Origin of the sequence: Sulfitobacter aquimarinus, assembly GCF_040149565.1 — a bacterium.
GTDB lineage: Bacteria > Pseudomonadota > Alphaproteobacteria > Rhodobacterales > Rhodobacteraceae > Sulfitobacter > Sulfitobacter aquimarinus.
This window is the reverse complement of record NZ_JBEFLO010000004.1, coordinates 244,439-261,588: the sequence shown is the minus strand read 5'-3', so window position 1 is coordinate 261,588 and position 17,150 is coordinate 244,439. Positions and strand designations below refer to the sequence as shown.

At 61.5% G+C, this 17,150-nt stretch carries 18 protein-coding genes; 9 read left to right on the top strand and 9 right to left on the bottom strand.

All coding sequences use genetic code 11. The annotated features are described in order from the left end of the window. Positions 1-3: 3 nt before the first annotated feature. The 3 genes from eno to ABMC88_RS10650 form a co-directional block, all read right to left on the bottom strand. Positions 4-1,278, bottom strand: a complete 1,275-nt coding sequence (gene eno, locus ABMC88_RS10660) for a phosphopyruvate hydratase (RefSeq protein ID WP_349576867.1) — start codon at positions 1,276-1,278, stop codon at positions 4-6. Positions 1,279-1,327: 49 nt separating this feature from the next. Next, positions 1,328-2,218 carry a DMT family transporter gene (locus tag ABMC88_RS10655; protein WP_349576866.1) on the bottom strand — a complete coding sequence of 297 codons (891 nt, stop codon included), beginning with the start codon at positions 2,216-2,218 and terminating at the stop codon, positions 1,328-1,330. A 100-nt stretch (positions 2,219-2,318) separates the two neighbouring features. Next, positions 2,319-3,020, bottom strand: coding sequence for an NYN domain-containing protein (locus tag ABMC88_RS10650; RefSeq protein WP_349576865.1), 702 nt, complete (start codon positions 3,018-3,020; stop codon positions 2,319-2,321). Between the two features lie 296 nt (positions 3,021-3,316). Between ABMC88_RS10650 and ABMC88_RS10645 the strand changes: the two genes are divergently transcribed. After that, the gene (locus ABMC88_RS10645; protein ID WP_349576864.1) at positions 3,317-4,642 is read left to right on the top strand and encodes a DEAD/DEAH box helicase; all 1,326 of its coding nucleotides are present in this window, start codon (positions 3,317-3,319) and stop codon (positions 4,640-4,642) included. A 76-nt stretch (positions 4,643-4,718) separates the two neighbouring features. Here ABMC88_RS10645 and ABMC88_RS10640 read toward each other — a convergent pair whose 3' ends face one another. Next, positions 4,719-5,588: a DUF533 domain-containing protein gene (locus tag ABMC88_RS10640; RefSeq protein WP_349576863.1), complete on the bottom strand. Its 870-nt coding sequence runs from the start codon at positions 5,586-5,588 to the stop codon at positions 4,719-4,721. 127 nt (positions 5,589-5,715) lie between these two features. Between ABMC88_RS10640 and ABMC88_RS10635 the strand changes: the two genes are divergently transcribed. Continuing rightward, positions 5,716-6,603, top strand: a complete 888-nt coding sequence (locus ABMC88_RS10635) for a DMT family transporter (RefSeq protein ID WP_349576862.1) — start codon at positions 5,716-5,718, stop codon at positions 6,601-6,603. Here ABMC88_RS10635 and ABMC88_RS10630 read toward each other — a convergent pair. From ABMC88_RS10630 to ABMC88_RS10620, 3 genes are read right to left on the bottom strand one after another with little or no spacing between them, the layout of a single operon-like run. Then, on the bottom strand, positions 6,600-8,000 hold the full coding sequence (locus tag ABMC88_RS10630) for a protein adenylyltransferase SelO (RefSeq protein ID WP_349576861.1): 1,401 nt from the start codon (positions 7,998-8,000) through the stop codon (positions 6,600-6,602). The genes ABMC88_RS10635 and ABMC88_RS10630 overlap by 4 nt on opposite strands. Before the next feature lie 15 nt (positions 8,001-8,015). Continuing rightward, positions 8,016-8,465 (bottom strand): GNAT family N-acetyltransferase, encoded by a 450-nt coding sequence (locus ABMC88_RS10625; RefSeq protein WP_349576860.1) that lies wholly within the window; start codon positions 8,463-8,465, stop codon positions 8,016-8,018. After that, positions 8,462-9,403 (bottom strand): nucleoside hydrolase, encoded by a 942-nt coding sequence (locus ABMC88_RS10620; protein WP_349576859.1) that lies wholly within the window; start codon positions 9,401-9,403, stop codon positions 8,462-8,464. Before ABMC88_RS10620 ends, ABMC88_RS10625 begins: the two co-directional genes overlap by 4 nt. A 111-nt stretch (positions 9,404-9,514) precedes the next feature. Here ABMC88_RS10620 and ABMC88_RS10615 point away from each other — a divergent pair, with 111 nt between their 5' ends. Beyond that, entirely contained in the window at positions 9,515-10,402 is an 888-nt protein-coding gene (locus tag ABMC88_RS10615; RefSeq protein ID WP_349576858.1) for a hypothetical protein, read from the top strand. Here ABMC88_RS10615 and mazG read toward each other — a convergent pair. Next, complete coding sequence (mazG, locus tag ABMC88_RS10610) at positions 10,399-11,223, bottom strand: nucleoside triphosphate pyrophosphohydrolase (protein WP_349576857.1); 825 nt, start codon at positions 11,221-11,223, stop codon at positions 10,399-10,401. The genes ABMC88_RS10615 and mazG overlap by 4 nt on opposite strands. Before the next feature lie 56 nt (positions 11,224-11,279). On the opposite strand from mazG, the gene ABMC88_RS10605 reads away from it, so the two are divergent. Genes ABMC88_RS10605 through ABMC88_RS10590 form a run of 4 tightly spaced genes read left to right on the top strand, consistent with a single transcriptional unit; the run spans position 11,280 to position 14,807 of the window. After that, positions 11,280-12,452, top strand: a complete 1,173-nt coding sequence (locus ABMC88_RS10605; RefSeq protein WP_349576856.1) for a M20 aminoacylase family protein — start codon at positions 11,280-11,282, stop codon at positions 12,450-12,452. A 1-nt stretch (position 12,453) separates the two neighbouring features. Continuing rightward, the gene (speB, locus tag ABMC88_RS10600; RefSeq protein WP_349576855.1) at positions 12,454-13,422 is read left to right on the top strand and encodes an agmatinase; all 969 of its coding nucleotides are present in this window, start codon (positions 12,454-12,456) and stop codon (positions 13,420-13,422) included. Further along, positions 13,419-14,366, top strand: a complete 948-nt coding sequence (speB, locus tag ABMC88_RS10595; protein ID WP_349576854.1) for an agmatinase — start codon at positions 13,419-13,421, stop codon at positions 14,364-14,366. The genes speB (ABMC88_RS10600) and speB (ABMC88_RS10595) overlap by 4 nt, the downstream gene beginning before the upstream one ends. 27 nt (positions 14,367-14,393) lie before the next feature. After that, entirely contained in the window at positions 14,394-14,807 is a 414-nt protein-coding gene (locus tag ABMC88_RS10590) for a DUF1499 domain-containing protein (protein WP_349576852.1), read from the top strand. Here ABMC88_RS10590 and ABMC88_RS10585 read toward each other — a convergent pair. Continuing rightward, on the bottom strand, positions 14,733-15,047 hold the full coding sequence (locus ABMC88_RS10585) for a hypothetical protein (RefSeq protein WP_349576851.1): 315 nt from the start codon (positions 15,045-15,047) through the stop codon (positions 14,733-14,735). The two genes, ABMC88_RS10590 and ABMC88_RS10585, sit on opposite strands and share 75 nt — an antisense overlap. Positions 15,048-15,108: 61 nt before the next feature. On the opposite strand from ABMC88_RS10585, the gene prfA reads away from it, so the two are divergent. Together prfA and prmC are read left to right on the top strand one after the other, a co-directional pair. Next, complete coding sequence (gene prfA / locus ABMC88_RS10580; protein ID WP_349576850.1) at positions 15,109-16,158, top strand: peptide chain release factor 1; 1,050 nt, start codon at positions 15,109-15,111, stop codon at positions 16,156-16,158. Further along, positions 16,155-16,991 (top strand): peptide chain release factor N(5)-glutamine methyltransferase, encoded by an 837-nt coding sequence (prmC, locus tag ABMC88_RS10575; RefSeq protein ID WP_349576849.1) that lies wholly within the window; start codon positions 16,155-16,157, stop codon positions 16,989-16,991. Before prfA ends, prmC begins: the two co-directional genes overlap by 4 nt. Positions 16,992-17,150 lie beyond the last annotated feature (159 nt).

Here is a 17,150-nt window from a genome sequence, read left to right as displayed (position 1 = left end):
TCGTTACTTCAGGATGCTGCGGCCAGCGTACTGCGCGGAGGCCCCCAGTGCTTCCTCAATGCGGATCAGCTGGTTGTATTTCGCCAGCCTGTCGGAGCGCGCAAGAGAGCCTGTTTTGATCTGGCCACAGTTGGTCGCTACGGCGAGGTCTGCAATGGTCGCATCCTCTGTCTCGCCCGAGCGGTGGGACATGACGTTGGTAAAGCCTGCGCGGTGCGCCATTTCGACCGCTTGAAGAGTCTCTGTCAAGCTGCCGATCTGGTTGACTTTTACTAGCATGGAGTTGGCCGCCTTGCGGGCGATACCATCGGCCAGACGCGCAGGATTGGTGACGAACAGATCGTCACCTACCAGTTGCACCTTGTCCCCAAGAGCGGCGTTCAGCGCGATCCAGCCGTCCCAGTCATCCTCGTGCATGCCGTCTTCGATGCTGATGATGGGGTAATCTTTTACCAGCGCGGTCAGATAATCGACGTTCTCATCCGAAGACAGGGTTTTCCCTTCGCCTGCAAAGACATAAGAGCCGTCCTTATAATACTCGGACGCCGCACAATCGAGGGCGAGGTACATTTCCTCACCCGGTTTATAGCCTGCCTTTTCGATGGATTTCATAATGAAATCAAGCGCGTCTCGGGTGGAGCCGATGTTGGGTGCAAAGCCGCCTTCGTCGCCCACGCCTGTGGCGAGACCCGCGGCCGACAGCTCACCCTTGAGGGTGTGGAACACTTCGGCCCCCATGCGCACGGCGTCGCGGATGTTGTCCGCAGCCACAGGCATGATCATGAATTCCTGAATGTCGATGGGGTTGTCTGCATGTTCGCCCCCGTTGATGATGTTCATCATCGGCACAGGCAGCATCCGCGCAGAAGTCCCGCCGACATAACGATAAAGCGGCTGGGCGCAGAAATCAGCCGCCGCTTTGGCCGAGGCCAGCGAGACACCAAGGATCGCATTCGCGCCAAGGCGGGCCTTGTTCGGGGTGCCGTCCAGTTCGATCATCGCTTCGTCCAGATCAACCTGTTCGGTGGCGTCCATACCCACCAGCGCCTCTGCGATCTCGCCGTTGACGCTTGCGCAGGCTTCCAGCACGCCTTTGCCCATATAGCGGGCCTTGTCGCCGTCACGCTTTTCCACCGCTTCATGTGCGCCTGTCGAGGCACCCGACGGCACCGCGGCACGGCCCATGGTGCCATCCTCAAGGATCACGTCGACTTCGACCGTGGGATTGCCCCGACTGTCGAGGATTTCGCGGGCGTGGATGTCGATGATGGTGCTCATTTGGGCACTCCTTGGGCTGGTGGATTTGTGCTCTGCATACACAGCGGTGTCAGATTTTGGAAGGCTTGGCGACGGGTTTGATGCCCTGTTTGCGCTCACGCCAGACGGTATAAATGCCAGAAGCGACAATAATCGCGCCGCCCAGCAGGGTCAGCGTGTCGGGGCGCTCGTCAAAGAAGGTGGTGCCGATGATCAGTGCGAACACAAGGCGCGAATAGCGGAACGGGCTGATAAAGCTGATCTCGCCCACGCGGGTGGCGGCAACAATGGCGTAGTAGGCAACCACACCCGTGGCGATACACCCCGCCAGCAACGCGCCAAGGCGCAGATCAATGGCGACCAGACTGCTGCCTGTTGCGGGCATCATCACCAGACCTGCAGGCACAATCGCCAGAAACCCCAAAAAGCTGAGCTGCATCGTTGAGAGTGCGGCACTGACCTGCCGTGTTCCCAGATCGCGGGCAGCAAGGCCAAGGACACCGCCCAACGCCAACAGGGACAGGACCGAGAACCCTTCGGAGCCGGGGCGCACGATCAGCATAACGCCGAGGAACCCGACGCTGATCGCCGACCACCGGCGCCAGCCCACGCTTTCGCCCAGAAACAGCGCGGCCCCCAGCGTCACCACCAGCGGCATCGCCTGCAAGATGGCCGAGGCCGAGGACAGCGGCGTATAGACAATGGCCGAGATAAAGCAGACCGTGCCGAAAATCTCGCCTGCGGCGCGGATCAGGACAGGTGCGCTCAGCATCGCACGCTCAAACAAGGCGCGGCCCTGGGCCAGCACGATGATGCCAAAGACAGCCGCCCCGCCAAGGCCCAGCACAATCAGGATTTGCCCGACAGGCATGTCATCGCCGATCAGTTTGATCATGCTGTCTTCGATCGCAAAGCCAAGCATGGCCAAGACCATCAATACAGCGCCGCGTAAATTTTCCATGGGGGTTCCTTGCTGTCCGTTGCGACATCTGATGCGCCTTTCGCGGGCAGGGCGCAAGGGGGGCAAAGCCGCGTTTGGCGCAGCACGGGCCACGATGGGTTCAGGGCTTGAGCCGGACCTGACCGTTGTTCTGGGCGCGGTATTCCAGTTTTGGAATGGCCTGCATCAGTTGCGACAGTTTTGTTTGCCCATAGCTGCGCGGGTCAAAGTCGGGGTGCGCGGCGCGGAGTTCCTGCCCAAGAGCGCCCAGCGGATACCATTCCTCCGTATCGTCGATCTTGTTCATGGCGTTTTTGATCAGGCCCAACGCCTCTTTGGGGTTTCGCGCCCTTGCGGCGCCCTCGGGCGTGTCACGGTCAAGGTTTTCAATCAGAATAAAGCGGTTGACGACATTGCGCAGGGCGGGGGCGGTTTTTTCCTCACCAATACTGATGACCAGTTTGCCTTCTTCGCGCAGACGGTTGGCCAGCGCGGTAAAGTCACTGTCCGAGCTGACGATGACAAACCCGTCAAAGCGGTCTGTGTGCAAAATGTCCATCGCGTCGATGACCAGCCCGATGTCGGTGGCGTTCTTGTGCTTTGTGTTGGCGCTGGCCTGAACCGCGACCAGCCCCAGCGCCATCAGCTTCTTGCTCCATCCCTCCAGTTGCGGGCTGCTCCAGTCGCCATAGACGCGGCGCAGGGCGGGTTCGCCGATGCTGGTGATTTCGCGCAGGATCGGCTCGGCGTGGGTGGATGAAAGGTTGTCGGCGTCGATCAGAACAGCCAGCAGGGGGCGGTTGTGGCGGTCGGCATGGTCCATTTCGGCGCTCCTGTATCGTTTTGGAAAAGTGTAATCTGTTGTCGGGGAATAGGCCATGGCCCGTTGACATATCCGCGCACAAGGCCCATGTGACCCTTAAGGCGATGCTTCTGCCGCGTGAGCAGGCTGTGTGGATGACACATAGAATGAAAGCCGCCCCTTGTTCCCAAAATCACGCGTGGGGCAGACGCATGCCGACAAGGGCAGGGCAGTTGGCCCGCCTTTGCGATCTGGTTTGCGCACCCGAAAGACGCACGCGCAGGCCGATGCCGCGCGGGCGGGAAGATGAGTTTGAGATGAGCGATTTTGACATGATGGACCTGCCTTCGGCATTGGTCAAACGACTGGCGGCGATGGGTTTGAATGAGCCGACCCCGATCCAGAAACAAGCGATCCCCCACGGGCTGAATGGCCGCGATGTGATGGGTCTGGCCCAGACGGGCACCGGCAAGACGGCCGCCTTTGGCATTCCGCTGATTGCGCGGATGCTGGAGATGGAGGGCCGCCCCAACCCCAAATCCGTGCGCGGCCTTGTGCTGGCACCCACCCGCGAACTGGCCACCCAGATCAGTGTAAACCTGCGCAGCTTTGCCGAGAGCACAGCCATCAAGGTGGCGATGGTTGTTGGCGGGCAGAACATCAACACCCAGATCAAGCGCCTGCACCCCGGTGTCGACATTCTGGTGGCAACACCGGGCCGACTGCTCGATCTGATGGACCGCCGCGCCGTGCGCTTGGACGAGGCAAAGTTTTTGGTGCTGGACGAGGCGGACCAGATGCTGGACATGGGCTTTATCCATGATCTGCGCAAAATCTCCCAAGTGATCCCCAAGTCGCGCCAGACTTTCCTGTTCTCGGCCACGATGCCCAAGCTGATGAACGAGATCGCCAACAGCTACCTGCAAAGCCCCATCCGCATCGAAGTCTCCCCTCCGGGCAAAGCGGCGGATAAGGTCACGCAAGAGGTGCACTTTATCGCCAAGGCCGAGAAGAAGGCGCTGCTGGTCGAGCTGCTGGAAAAGCACAAGGGCGAGCGGGCGTTGGTCTTTGGTCGCACAAAGCACGGTTGTGAAAAGCTGATGAAGGATCTGGTCAAAGAGGGCTTTGACGCGGCCTCGATCCACGGGAACAAATCCCAAGGGCAGCGTGATCGCGCCATTGAGGGCTTCAAGAAGGGCGACATCACGGTTCTGGTGGCCACGGATGTGGCGGCACGCGGGCTTGATATTCCCGACGTGAAATTCGTCTACAACTACGAGCTGCCGAACGTGCCTGACAACTATGTGCACCGCATTGGCCGTACCGCACGTGCGGGCAAAGACGGGGCTGCGATTGCCTTCTGCGCCCCCGACGAGATGGGCGAGCTGATCGACATCCAGAAAACCATGAACCTGCGCATCCCCGTGGCCTCTGGCCGCGTATGGGAAAGCCACGAGATCCCCGACAAGCCCAAGCAAAAGGGCCGCGGTGGCCGTGGTCGCGGTGGCGGCGGCGGTGGCCGTCCCCAAGGCGGCGGGCGTCCTGCGGGCGGTGGCGGCGGCGGTGCCAAACCTGCGGGCGGCGGTGGACGTCGCAGGCGTAGTGGCGGTGGTGGCGGCGGCGGCGCACGTGGTGCCGCCTAGATCACCGAGGTAAGTAACAAAAACAAAAGGCGCCCCGAAGGGCGCCTTTTTTCGTAATTAATCCTGCAAAAGCAGATCAGGTATACAGTGACGGCACGCCCATCTGGTCGTGGATCGCGTTCACCTGTGCAGGCTCCATCCCGTAGGCCGTTGCCAGCTTGTGCAGGTATTGCGCTTCGTCACCCGTATCGAGGTCGATGGCCATCACGCTCATTGCGTAGACCTGTTGGCCCATGCCAGCGGGCGTGTTGGCGACAAGGCCTTCAACGTCGATGGGCGCTTGCATCTGCGCTTGCACAAAGGCGGCTTCCTCGGCGTCAACATCACCCAACTGGCCCAACAGCTTTTCCTTTTCGGCGTCGTCGAAGGTGCCGTCGGATTTTGCTGCCTGAATCATCGCGGCCAGCATCAGCGCGGCTGCGGCTTCCTGATCCTGTGAAGGCTGGATTGCAGGCTCGGGCGTTTGGTCGAACTGCGAGTTCAGGACCGCACCAAAGCTTTGGTCGTTCTCGGCAGGGGCCTTCTGCATCGCGCCGCCAAGGCCGCCCAACAGGCCGCCTGCACCAGCGGCACCAGCCATCCCGCCCAGCAAACCGCCAAGACCGCCACCGCCGCCTTGGGCACCGCCAAGGCTTTCGAGCATACCACCCAGACCGCCCGTGCCGACGTTACCGCCCGCAGCACCGCCGCCCAGCATTCCGCCCAGCATGTCCTGCAAACCGCCAGCGCCCCCCGCAGAGGCACCGCCACCGGTCAGACCACCCAGCAAGCCGCCAAGGCCGCCCGCACCGGCAGTCGTGGCACCGCCACCGCCCGTAAGGCTGCCCAACAGACCGCCCAAGCCGCCGCCTTGGCCGCCTTGTTGACTGCGGTTCATCATTGCGCCGGCCCCTTTGGCCACAGCTACACCTACGGCGACTTTCGCCAGCGTTCTCATAAGGCTCATATCCGAGCACCCCCATAATTGAATCAGTTACACCTAACCTTCGCATAGATTGTGCGGAGATGTCGGGGGAAAAAGCGCGTTGCACCACACATTGACATTCCGCGCAGGCGGGTTTCCAGATGGCAGGATGGAACGGAAATCCCAAATTGACGCCTTCGGCGCTGTGGCGCTGACGGCGTTTGCGCTGCATCTGGCGTTCAATCAGGTAGTGATCAAGGTGACGGCGGGCGGGTTCAGCCCTGTTTTTGCCGCGGGCCTACGCTCTGCGGGCGCGGTCTTGGTGCTGCTTTTGTGGATGTATCTGCGCGGTGTGTCATTTCATATGCCCCACGCGGCGCGCAGATGGGCGCTTTTGTCGGGGTTGCTTTTTGCGTTTGAGTTTTTGTGCCTTTACAACGCGTTGGACCTGTCCACGGTCAGCCGCTCGTCTGTCATATTCTACTCTATGCCACTGTGGCTGGCGCTTGCCAGTACGGTGCTTTTGCCATCCGAGGGGCTGACGTGGCGCAAATCAATCGGCCTTGCACTGGCTTTTGGCGGTGTGGTGCTGGCGCTGTCGGACCGCGGCGGCGGGCAGGTCAGTTGGACGGGGGATTTGCTGGCCCTGTGCTCGGCGCTGTGTTGGGCGGGGATTGTGCTGTTGGTACGGATCACGCCGCTGGCCGATGTGCCGCCCGCGCAGCAGCTTATCGCGCAGGTGGCCGTCTCGGCGCCTGTGTTGCTGGCGCTCGCGCCGCTGTTCGGGCCGCTGCTGCGCGAGGTTGCGCCCATCCACATCGCGGGCATGGCGTTCCAGATCATCGCGGTGGCGAGCCTCGGGTTTCTGGCGTGGTTCTGGCTGATGAAGCAATACCCCGCCAATTCTGTCGCCTCCTTCAGCTTTATCTCGCCCGTGGCGTCCGTTCTGATGGGCTGGCTGCTGCTGGGCGAGCGGATCGCGCCGTCGATCTGGGCTGCACTGTTGCTGGTGACCATCGGCATCACGCTGATCAACCGCCCCGCGCGACAGCGTTAGGTGCCGCAGAAGGTTGCGGGCACCACTTCGGAGGGGGTAGGCGGGGTGGCCAGCTCTGCGTCGTGCAAGGTGTAGGGATCGGCGTAGGCGGTCATCAGACGGTTGAACGGGGCCATATCGCCTGCGGTGGCGGCCGTGATCATCTGCTCGATCCGGTGATTGCGCGGGATGACGGCGGGGTTGGATTTTGCCCTTAGTGCTGCGGCATCTGGCAGGTCGGCCACGCGGGCGGTGAAATCACTGTGCCATGTGTCAAAGGCATCGCGGTCGGTGAACTGATCGCGGGCGGCGCCCGTCCCCAAGGCGCGGAAAGTATTGGTGAAATCTGCCCCGTCCGTTTGCATCAGGTCCAGCAGCCGCTGGATCAACTCGGCATCGTCAGGATGCGGAATCGCGATCCCTAGCTTGGCGGCAAACCGCGCCAGCCATGCGGCCTCTAGCTGCGCGGGCATGGCGTGGATGATGGCGGTGGCTTCCTCAACAGCGGCGTCTTTGTCCTCGGCCAGCTGGATCAGCGCAGTCGCCAGTTGCGCCATATTCCACACGGCGATGTTGGGCTGGTTGCCATAGGCATAGCGCCCCTGCTGGTCGATTGACGAGAACACCCGCCCCATATGAAAGTCGTCCATAAAGGCACAGGGGCCGTAATCAATCGTCTCGCCTGCGATGCTGCAATTGTCGGTGTTCATCACGCCGTGGATGAACCCCACGGACATCCACGCGGCCACCAAATCGGCCTGCTGCGCACAGACGGCTTTGAGCAGCCCCATCGCGCCATCGGCATTGGGATAATGGCGGGCAATTGCATAGTCGGTGAGGGTGCGCAGATCGTCGATCTGGCCGCGGTGGGCGAAGACCTGAAACGTGCCGACGCGCAAATGGCTGGAGGCGACACGGGTCAGCACCGCACCGGGCAACATGCCCGTCTCGCGCAGAATATCCTCGCCCGTGGCGACTGCGGCCAGCGCACGGGTGGTGGGTATGCCAAGCGCGTGCATCGCCTCGGACACCACATATTCGCGCAGCACAGGCCCCAGCCAAGCGCGCCCGTCACCGCCGCGCGAATAGGGCGTGCGGCCTGAACCTTTTAGTTGAACGTCGCGGCGCAAGTCATTGTTATCTATAACTTCGCCCAGCAGTATGGCCCGCCCGTCGCCAAGCTGCTGGTTATAATTGCCAAACTGGTGACCCGCGTAAAGCTGCGCCAGAGGTGCGGCGCCTTGGGGTATTTCATTACCGCTGAACACCTGCGCTTTGTCTGCCCCTTCAACCCCCAGTTCATTGGCCAGATTATCATTCCACGCCAACAGGTTGGGCGCGGTAATTGATGTTGGATCAACGCGGGTATAGAAGGTCTCGGGCAGCGCGGCAAAGCTGTTGTCAAAGGGGATGCGCATTGGGGCAGGCTCCGCTTACAAGTGTTTGGTCATAAAGGCGTAATTTTCGTTCAGGGCAAAACCTGCACGGCGGTAGAGCTTGAGCGCGTTCGTGTTCTCGCGGTCGACCTCCAGATGAATAGTGCGCAGCCCGCCATCTGCCAGCGCGTTTGGCAGCGCCACCAAGGCTTCGAACGCGATCCCGCGCCCGCGCACGCCGGGGCGGATATAGAGCTCGTCTATATTGCCATCAAGGCCGCCGTATTCCACGGACCAGGTAAAGGTGATCACCATATAGCCGATGGGCGCACGCGGCGGCCCGATCAGATAGACGCAACCATAAGGAATACCGTCAAGAAGCGGCCCCAGCGCCGCACGGCGCGATTCCTCGGTCGAGGTCATCTCGGCCTCGGTGTGGAACGCCTCGACCAACGCCATCAGTTTGTCGAGGTGGTCAGGGCCCGCAAGCGTGAGGGCGGCGCTCATAAACGGGCCAGCCGTTCTGTGAGCAGGTCAAAGAAGCCATCGGCGTCGATGTCGCCCATAAATGTGGCGTTGGGGGCGCGGTCAGTGACGCGCCACCAGTCGGCGACGGTCATGCCCATGGTCAGCTCTGACTGGGTTTCGATCTCGACGTTGATGTGGCGGCCTTTGAACAGGTCGGGGTTGATGAGATAGGCAGTCACGCAAGGGTCGTGCAGCGGCGCACCAGCGGAGCCATATTTTTCCTTGTCGAAACGCTCGAAGAAGTCGGTCATCTGCGCCACGGCAATGCCGGCTGGGGTGCCAAGGGCGCGGAAGGCATCGTTGCGCGGTTTCGTCACCAGCGCCTTATGCGTCACATCCAGCGGCATCACCACAATAGGTGCGCCGCATTTGAACACAATATCAGCGGCTTGCGGATCGACGTAAATGTTGAATTCGGCCGTGGGGGTGATGTTTCCGCCCTCAAAGTAACCGCCGCCCATCAGCACGACCTTGGCGATGCGGTCAGCGATGTCAGGCGCTTTTTGCAGGGCTGTTGCGATGTTGGTCAGCGGCCCAAGCGGGCAAAGTGTAACGGTGCCGGACGCATAGGTGCGCAGCTGGTCGATGATGAAATCTACAGCGTGGCCTTCGGCCATTGGCATCACGGGGTCGGGCAGCGTGGGGCCATCAAGCCCCGTCTTGCCGTGCACGTGCTCGGCTGTGACCAGATCACGGCCCAGCGGGCGGTCACAGCCCGCATAAACGGGCACATCGGGGCGGCCCGCCAATTCACACACGATGCGGGCGTTTTTGGTGGTCAGGGGCAGAGGCACGTTGCCTGCAACGCAGGTGATGCCCAAAACCTCGACGTCTTCGGGGCTGGCAAGGGCCAGCAGGATCGCGACAGCGTCGTCCTGGCCTGGATCGGTGTCGATGATGATTTTGCGCGGCTGCATGGAGGCTTTCCTGTCGGATTCAAATGTCGCCGCACAGTCGCAACTGCGATCTGGCTTGTCCAGCGGTTACACATGCTTGCGCAAGGCTTTGCCGCGGCTTAATGATTTGGCATGAGTATGGGCAAACCTCTTTATGTGCATCTGGGCGCGCACCGGACGGGCACATCGTCGTTCCAGATGATGCTGGCCGAGAACCGCGCGCTGCTGAACGGCGCGGGGTTTGACATCGCCTATCCGGGCCGTGATGACATCCCGCAAGGGGATCTGCGCCTCAAGCTGCCCGATCCGCGCAATCTGGGCCAGTGGGAGAGCAAGTTCCTGCCGCTGGCCCGGAATGAGCTGACCCGCCATGCCAGCCCCGACAGCCACGCGATGATCCTGTCCGAGGAGAACATTCCCGGCCGCATGATCCATTTCCCCAACGGGCAGTTCTATCCCGCAGCCGAAGTGCGGCTGCAAACGCTGGCGGCAGCGGCGCGAGCGCCGGTGTTGCGGGCGGTGCTGGTGGTGCGCGATTATGTGGGGCTTTATGTCTCTGCCTGGCGCAAGCGGGCAGAGGATAACAAATCGCCGCCCTTTGCCGAGGGCACGCATAACATGCTGCATATGGACCGTGGCTGGCCCGAGTTGGTGCAGCTGATCTTTAAACACCTCAAGGTGCAAGAACTGGTCGTCATCGACTATGCGCGGCGCGGGCGCAGTGTAGATATGATGGGGATGCTGGTGCCGGAACTGGCCGCCGCGCCATTGGTCGAGCCTGCGCGGCGGATGAACCACTCAGCCACCGATGCCGCGATGATCGAGCTTCAGGAACGCTATCACCGTGGCGAGACATTGGCCCGTGCGGATTGGCAAAGGATCATCGCGGATCACCGCGATGACAAGACACCGCGTGGCGTGTCGGAGTTTAGCAAACGCCAGACGCGGATCTTAGAGGGCCGCTATGCCGAGGATCTGGACAAGATTGCCGCCATGCCTGCGGTCTTGATGCTGCGCTAGGGGCGTTTCGCCGCTTTCTCATCGGCTTTGACCGCGTCCCACAGGGCGTCCATTTCTGCCAGATCGCTTTGGTCGGGGGTCTTGCCGCGCTGCGCCAGCTTTGCCTCGACGCCTGCGAAACGGCGGGTGAATTTGGCGTTGGCGGCCCGTAGGGCGGCCTCGGGCTCAATCCCCAGATGGCGGCCCAGATTGGCCATGACAAACATCAGATCACCGAATTCGTCAAATTGCTCGGCGGGGGAAAGCTCCTCGCTCGCCTCGACAAGCTCGGCCGCCTCCTCGCTGATTTTCGCGATGACATCGCGGGTGTCGGGCCAGTCAAAGCCCACACGGGCGGCGCGTTTTTGCAGCTTGTATGCCCGCAACAGCGCGGGCAGCCCCACTGCCACCCCGTCCAGCGTGCCGCGCTGCTCTTTGCCTGCACGCTCGGCTGCTTTTATCGCTTCCCAGTCGGCGGTTTGTTGTTCGGCGGACTTATCACGGCTCTCATTGCCGAAGACATGGGGGTGGCGGGCGACCATCTTGTCCGAGATGTTGCGCACAACGGATTGGAAGGAGAACAGCCCGCGTTCCTCGCCAATGGCGGTATGATAGACGGATTGCAGCAGTAGATCGCCCAGCTCGCCCTCCAACTCGGGCCAGTCGGCACGTTCAATCGCGTCGGCAACCTCGTAGGCTTCCTCGATCGTGTAGGGGGCTATGGTGTCGAAATCCTGTTCGATGTCCCACGGGCAGCCGGTATCGGGGTCACGCAAACGGCGCATGATCTCGAGCAAGCGTTCAATCCCCGCGTTTTGGTCGTGTATCAGGTCATCTGCCATTGAAGCTCCCTCCGCTCTGGTGTCAGATAAGGACAACCCGACTAAGGAGTCCACCCATGCCTGTGATCAACCGTATCGCTGATTTCGCCGAGGATATGACCAAGTGGCGCCGCCACCTGCACACCATCCCCGAACTGTCGTTTGACTGCCCCAAGACGGCGGCCTTTATCAAGGAACGGCTGGAAGAGATCGGCGTGGACGAGATCCACGAGGGTATCGCGCAGACCGGCATTGTCGCCATCATCAACGGCACGGGCGAAGGGCGCACTGTGGGCCTGCGTGCCGATTTCGATGCGTTGCCGATTGAGGAGGAGACGGGCGTTGACTATGCCTCGACCCATCCGGGCAAGATGCACGCTTGTGGGCATGACGGCCATACGGCGATGCTGCTGGGGGCTGCGAAATACTTGGCAGAGACGCGCAATTTTGCGGGCCGTGTGGCGCTGATATTCCAACCTGCGGAGGAAGAGGGCGGCGGCGCGCAGGTGATGTGTGCCGAAGGCATGATGGACCGGTTCGACATCGCCGAGGTCTACGGCATCCACAACTTCCCCGGCGCTGACGCGCCAGCGGGCAGTTTTTTCACCACGCCGGGGCCGATTATGGCGGCGGTGGATACGTTTACGATCACCATTAACGGGCGCGGTGGTCACGGGGCCATGCCGCATGAGGCAGCAGACCCTGTCGTTGCCGCCTGTGGCATGGTGCAGGCGATCCAGACCATCATCAGCCGGAATACACACTCGGCGCAGGAAAAGGTGATCTCGGTCACGCAAATCCACACTGGGTCCGCCAGTAACATCATTCCCGATACGGCGATGGTGAACGGCACCGTGCGCACCTTTGACAAAGACACGCAAAGCCTGATCCATAAACGCCTGAAAGAGATCGTCGCAGGGCAGGCGGCGGCCTACGGCGTCGAGGCGGAGCTGGATTACGAGGTCGGCTATCCCGCCACCGTCAACACCCCCGAGCAGACGGAATACGCAGCCTCCGTTGCCCGCAACGTGGTGGGTGATGCAGCGGTTGACGCCAACTTTCCCAAAGTCGCAGGCTCCGAAGATTTCGCCTATATGCTGGAGGAACGCCCCGGCGCCTATCTGTTCCTGAGCGCGGGCGAGGGCGCAGGGCTGCACCACCCCAAGTTCAACTTTAACGACGAAATCGCCCCCATCGGCGCGTCCTTCTTTGTGCAGCTCGTTGAGCAAATGCAACCGGCGGCCAACTGAGATGGCGCTGGAGGATGCAAAGACCCAAGTAGATCAGGCATTTACCCGCGATGATCTGAAAGGCCCCAGTTTCGAGAACGCCTTTGGCGGGGCGACCTCGTTCTTGCGGCGTAAGTATACCAAGGATCTGACGGGTGTGGACATCGCCGTCACAGGCGTGCCGTTTGACCAAGCCGTGACCAACCGCACAGGCACGCGGCTGGGCCCACGTGCGATCCGCGAGGCAAGCGCGTTGCAACCCTATGATCCGCCCTATGGCTGGGATTTCGATGTGATGTCCGAGTTTGCCATTGCCGATTACGGCGATCTGGCCTTCGACTATGCGCAGGTGTCGGAATTCCCCGCAACGCTCTCGCGGCATATCAAAGGTATCTTGGACGCAGGGGCCGCATCGGTGGCCTTGGGCGGCGATCACTATATCAGCTTCCCGATCCTACGGGCCTATGCCGAAAAATACGGCCCCTTGAGCCTGCTGCATTTCGATGCGCACTCCGATACATGGCCCGACGACGATATGGAGCGGATCGACCACGGCACCATGTTCTATAAAGCGATCAAGCTGGGCTACGTCGATGCCGCGACATCCGTGCAGGTAGGCATCCGCACCCACAATGATGACACGATGGGCGTGACCACGATTGATGCCCGCGAGGTGCATGAAAAAGGAACCGCCGCAGCGGTCGCCAAAATTAAGAAAGTATTAGGGACGAATCCTACATACCTCACATTTGACATAGATGCGCTGGATCCCGCCTTTGCGCCCGGCACCGGCACGCCTGTCTGGGGCGGGCTGGCAAGTTGGCAGGCGGCGGCCATGCTGCGGGATCTGGCGGGCATCAACATACGCGGCGGTGACATTGTCGAGGTGTCTCCGCCGTTCGATACCACAGGCGCCACCGCCATCGCGGGCGCACATGTGGCAACGGAAATATGCTGCCTTTTGGGCGCGAGGATGAAGGCAGAGAAATGAGTACCAAGAACCAACCGATCGGCGGCAATGAGCTGGCGCGGTTTTCCGGCCCCAACACGTTTATGCGCCTGCCTGCGGTCAATGACCTCAAAGGGCTGGATGTGGCCGTGCTGGGCATTCCTATGGACATCGGGACCTCGTGGCGGGCAGGCACGCGGTTCGGCCCCAAACAAATCCGCGCGGAAAGCGCGATGTTGCGGCCCTATAACCTTGCCACGGGGGCGGCCCCCTTTGACAGTCTGCAGGTGGCTGACGTCGGTGATCTGGCGATCAACACGTTCAGCCTCAGCAATAGTTTATCAATTATCAAAGATAGTTACGACCAGATATTAATGTCGGATGCAATGCCTGTAGCGATGGGCGGGGATCATTCGATCACGTTGCCCATTCTGCGGGCAATGGCCAAACGCCACGGGCCTGTGGCGCTGGTGCACGTAGATGCTCACGCTGACGTCAACGACGAGATGTTCGGCGAAAAGGAAACTCACGGCACCGTCTTTCGCCGCGCCTATGAGGAGGGGCTGATCCGCCCCGAAAAGACCTATCAGATCGGGATACGCGGATCGGGCTACGCCGCTACAGATTTCTCCGAAGCCGTCGGTTGGGGATTCCAGCAATGGCCCGCAGAAGAGCTGTGGGGCCGCGACCTGAGCCAGCTTGCAGGCGAGATCAGGCGCGATATCGGCGACACGCCCACCTATGTGACCTATGACATCGACAGTCTTGATCCCGCCTATGCGCCGGGCACTGGCACGCCCGAAATTGGCGGGCTGACCACGCCGCAGGCACTGCAACTTATCCGCGGGCTCAAGGGGCTGAACATCGTGGGCTGTGATTTGGTTGAGGTATCGCCGCCCTATGATACGTCGGGGAACACCGCTCTGACGGGCGCGAATTTGCTGTACGAGCTGTTGTGTGTCTTACCCGGTGTGGCCTACAGATAGCGGTAAATGCAGTTAGGGGTTCGCGGTATGTTTTGGATGATTGTGGTTTTGGCTGTTGTGGCGTTGCTGGCGTATATCCGTCTGGCGCCGACGGACGTTGCGCGCTGGCATAAACCTGTCGGCAATGCCGAAACAACGGACGGTGAGGGGTGGTCTGCACGGGTGGTGCCTGACGGCGCGGGCCTGTTGTCGGACCTGCATCAGGCCATGCTGGGCGTGCCGCGCACCGAACTGATTGCGGGCAGTGTGGGCGAGGGGCGGCTGACCTATATCACCCGTTCGAAATTGATGGGTTATCCCGATTTCACCACGATCGAAGCCGAGGACGGGCAGATCAAGCTTTATGGTCGCCTGCGCTTTGGCAAATCAGATATGGGCGTCAATGGCAAACGTCTGGACGGGCTGTTGGAGCGGGTTCAGGCCAAGCGGGCTAAAGGGTAGATCGGCCCGCGAGCTGAGGCAGCCTTCCTGCGTTTCGCGCCACATGGGCACGTTCAGCGACATCTGGCATTGCGCCGTGAACATACGCCCGTCAACCTGAAGGCAAATACTCTCGCCCAGCTCGATCCGGCTGCCGCGTGTATCGGTGCAATAACATTCAACCGTCTTGCCGCTGGGGCTGGTCACATCCGCGCCCGCACCAACGGGCAAAAGCGCCGCGATGAGAAACAGTTTTTTCATCTGCCCACCATAGCACAAAGCGCCTCTTGACCAAAGAGGTTTGATAGGCCACTTCACCTCCATGATACCAATGGACCGCCTTGCCCAGATCACCGCCCGTTTCGAATACCTCGAAGCGGCCATGTCGACGGGTGGCGGTGATATATCGAAGCTGGCGAAAGAATACAGCGATCTGCGCCCCGTGGTCGAGGAAATCGCCCGCTACCGCAGCATGCTGGACGATCTGGAAGGTGCGCGCGAGATGTTGGAGGACGCCGATATGGCGGCCCTTGCACGTGACGAGGTTTCCCGGATCGAAAGCGATCTACCCGCCGCCGAAGCAAGCCTGCAACTGGCGCTGCTGCCCAAGGACGAGGCCGACGCACGCCCCGCCATGTTGGAGATACGCCCCGGTACAGGCGGGGACGAGGCCGCGCTTTTTGCCGCCGATCTGCTGCGCATGTACCACCGCTATGCCGAGGCCCGCGGCTGGAAGCTGGCCATCATCGAAGAGCAGACGACCGAGTTGGGCGGCATCAAGGAAGTTGTGGCGCACATCACTGGTGAAAACGTCTTTGCCCGCCTGAAATACGAAAGCGGCGTTCACCGTGTACAGCGTGTGCCCAGCACCGAAAGCCAGGGCCGTGTGCATACCTCTGCCGCGACTGTTGCTGTGCTGCCCGAGGCCGAAGATGTCGACATCCAGATCGCACCGAATGACATTCGCATCGATACCTACCGCAGCTCTGGCGCGGGCGGGCAGCACGTCAATACCACCGATTCCGCCGTGCGCATCACGCACCTGCCGACGGGCATCGTGGTGACCAGCTCCGAGAAATCCCAACACCGCAACCGCGAGATCGCGATGCAGGTGCTTAAAACGCGGCTCTATGATGCAGAGCGTCAGCGGATCGACGATGAACGCTCGGACAGCCGCGCCTCTCAGGTCGGCAGCGGCGACCGGTCCGAGCGGATCAGGACCTATAACTTCCCCCAAGGGCGGATGACGGACCACCGTATCAACCTGACGCTGTATAAGCTGGATGCGGTGATGCAGGGCGATCTGGACGAGATTGTGGATGCGCTGACGGCGGATGCGCAGGCACGGATGCTGGCGGAGATGGGTCAATGACAACGGCGGCGGTGGCTATGGCCGCCGCCACGGCCAAACTGCGGGCGGCGGGGGTGCCTGACCCTGCGCGCGATGCGCGGGTGCTGCTGGCCCATGCGGCCAGTGTCGATGCGGCCCGCATCACCCTGATTGCCCCCGAAGAAATCGCCCCCGAAATATCCGAACGGTACGAGCATCTTATCTCGCTACGGGCCGTGCGTGTCCCCGTGAGCCATCTTGTCGGCCAGCGTGAATTCTATGGCCGCGGCTTCCGCATAAGCCGCGAGGTGCTGGACCCGCGCCCCGAAACCGAAAGCCTGATCGAAGCGGCCTTGTCGGAGCCGTTCAGCCGCGTGCTGGACCTTGGGACGGGATCAGGGTGCATCCTTGTGACGTTGCTGGCCGAATGCGGCGCTGCCACGGGTCTGGGCGTGGATCTGTCCGAGGGCGCGTGTTTGCAAGCCAGCGCCAATGCCGTGCTGCACGGCGTCGCCGAGCGGGCGCAGATCATGCAGTCAGACTGGTTCGAGGCGGTCGATGGTCGCTTTGACCTGATCGTCAGCAATCCACCCTATCTGACGGATGCCGAGATGGGCGATATCGCCCCCGAGCTGGCCCTGCACGAGCCGCGCATGGCGCTGACCGACGGGGCCGACGGGTTGAGCGTGTACCGCCTGCTGGCCGCCCGAGCGCACCAGTATCTCAGCGCGCAGGGCCGCGTGTTGGCCGAGATCGGCTGGAAGCAGGGGCCGCAGGTACGTGCGATCTTTGACGCGGCTGGTTGGGCAGATGTGGCGATTCTACCCGATCTGGACGGGCGCGACCGGATTATTTGCGCGCAAAACCCTGCCTGAGCCGGAATTTAGCGGGTTTTGGCGCATTCACTCTTGCCCCAGAGGCCAAGACAAGGGTAAGCAGTAGGGGTTGCAGCGATGAAGGCCATGGCCTTCCCGCGCGGCTTATGCCCAACATCACCTTGACCCCACAGAAGCGCGATATGCGCGGCGGTCCAC